Source organism: Streptomyces sp. SID3343 (assembly GCF_009865215.1).
GTDB lineage: Bacteria > Actinomycetota > Actinomycetes > Streptomycetales > Streptomycetaceae > Embleya.
Genome location: NZ_WWJX01001357.1, coordinates 1 through 2,232, shown reverse-complemented (window position 1 = coordinate 2,232; position 2,232 = coordinate 1). Strand labels below are relative to the sequence as shown.

At 70.8% G+C, this 2,232-nt stretch carries 2 protein-coding genes; both read right to left on the bottom strand.

Features of this window, described 5'->3' with window-relative positions:
* Window positions 1–672, bottom strand: a 672-nt coding sequence (locus GT354_RS56105) for a condensation domain-containing protein (protein WP_346012436.1), incomplete at its 3' end; no start/stop codon positions are given.
* Between the two features lie 57 nt (window positions 673–729).
* A partial coding sequence (locus GT354_RS42815; protein ID WP_272923994.1) for an amino acid adenylation domain-containing protein occupies window positions 730–2,232 on the bottom strand: 1,503 nt, incomplete at its 5' end.

Sequence of the window (2,232 nt, the reverse complement as noted above, 5' to 3'; positions counted from 1 at the left end):
CGTCAGATCCGACGCCAACGGACCCAACGACCAACCGTCACCCGCGATGTGATGCAGGACCAGGACAAGGACGTTCCGGTCGGGGGCGAGGCGGAAGAGCCCCGCACGCAACGGGGGTTCGGTGGCCAGGTCGAAGGGGTGGCGAGCCGCCGACGACAACGCGTCCGGCAGTTCGGTCTCGGAGGTGTCGGTGGCGGACAGCTCGACATCCGCGGTGTCGAGGACATGCTGGTGCGGGGTGCCGTCGACGGCGGGAAACACCGTGCGCAGGCTGTCGTGCCGGGCCACCACGTCACCCAGGGCCGCCTGCAGCGCGTCGTGATCCAACTCGCCCGTCAGCCGCAGGACCAACGGAATGTTGTAGGTGGCGCTCGGTCCTTCCATCTTGTGCAGGAACCACAGTCGCCGCTGCGCGAAGGACAGCGGTACCACGTCGGGCAGTTGCTGTTTGGTCAGGGCGAGTCGGGCGGGCCCCGCGGTGTCGAGGCGGGCCGCCACAGCGGCGACGGTCCGGGCCTCGAAGAGCGTGCGCAGCCCGATCTCGACGCTGAAGACGGCCCGGATCCGGGCGATCAGACGAGTGGCCAGCAGGGAATGCCCGCCCAGTTCGAAGAAGTCGTCGTCGACGCCGACCCGAGGCAGCCCGAGGACCTGCGCGAACAGGTCGCACACGATCTGTTCCTGCGGCGTACGGGCCTCCCGGCCGATCCCCGCCGACGCGAAATCCGGTTACGGCAGTCCGGCGCGATCCAGCTTGCCGTTGGCCGTCAGCGGGAGGCTCTCCAAGAGCACGACGGCCGCAGGCACCATGTGCTCGGGCAGCCGGTCCCGCGCGAATTCTCGTGCTTCCTCGGGCCGAAACGCCTCGCCGGCCACCACGTAGGCCACCAGCCTGGTGGTGCCGGGCTGGTCCTCGCGAGCGACGACCGCGGCCTGGGCGATGCCGGGGTGGTCGGTCAGGACGCTTTCGATCTCGCCGGGTTCGATCCGGAAGCCGCGGATCTTGACCTGGCGGTCGGCGCGGCCGACGAACTCCAGCTCGCCGTCGGGGTTCCAGCGCACCAGGTCTCCGGTGCGATACATCCGGGTGCCGGGGGTGGTGCTGTACGGGTCGGCGACGAAGCGCTCAGCCGTCAGACCGGGCCGCCCCAGATAACCGCGGGCCACACCCGCCCCCGCGATGTACAACTCGCCCACCACACCGGGCGCCGTCAACTGCAAGCCCTTGCCCAGCACGTACGCGCGGGTGTTGGCGATCGGTCGGCCGATGGGGGCGGACAGCGGCCAGTCGTCGGGGTCACCGCTCAGCGGATGGGCCGTGACCACGTGCGTCTCGGTGGGGCCGTAGTGGTTGTGCAGCGTGCGGCCCGGCGCCGACCGGTGGAACTCACGGAGCAGGCGGCTCGGCGTGAGCGCCTCGCCGGCCTGCGCGATGGTGAGCAACCGCGGCAGTGTACGGCCCTGCTCGACGGCGGCCTCGGCGAGGGATTGCAACACCAGGTTCGGCGCGAACAACTCTCCCACCTGCTGCTCGTCCAGCCACGCGGCGAATCGGGCCGCGTCACGCCGCACGTCCTCGTCGGGGATCACCAGCGTCTTGCCGAAGGCCAGGGCCGAGAGCACCTCCTGCGCGGACACGTCGAAGCTGATCGCGGTGAACTGTGCCGTCCTGGTGCCCGGTTCGCCGCCGACCGCGCCGTGGTGCCATTTCAGGAGGTTCACCAGTGCGCCCGAGGGCATGACGACGCCTTTGGGTCGTCCGGTGGAGCCGGAGGTGTAGATGACGTAGGCGGGGTGGTCGGGGAGCAGGTCGGGGGTGGGGTTGTGGGTGGGGCGGTCGGCGAGGTCGGTGGTCGTCTGCGACGCATCCAGGAGCAGGGTCGGGGTGTCGGGGGTGGTGGGCAGGTCGGACCGGGTCTTCGTGGTGGTCACCAGCAGCGCGGGGCGGGCGTCGGCGAGCATGTGGGCCAGGCGGGCGGGCGGATACTCGGGATCCAGGGGCAGGTAGGCGGCGCCCGCCTTGAGGACCGCCAGGAGCGCGACGACCAGATCCGTCGAACGCGGCAGCGCCAACGCCACGACGTCCTCGGGACCGACACCCCGAGCCACGAACAGATGCGCCAACCGGTTCGCCCGCTCGTCGAGCTCCCGATACGTCAACCCACTCCCGTCACACACCACCGCGAGCGCATCCGCCGACGCCCCGACCCGCGCCTCGAACAACCCCGGCAG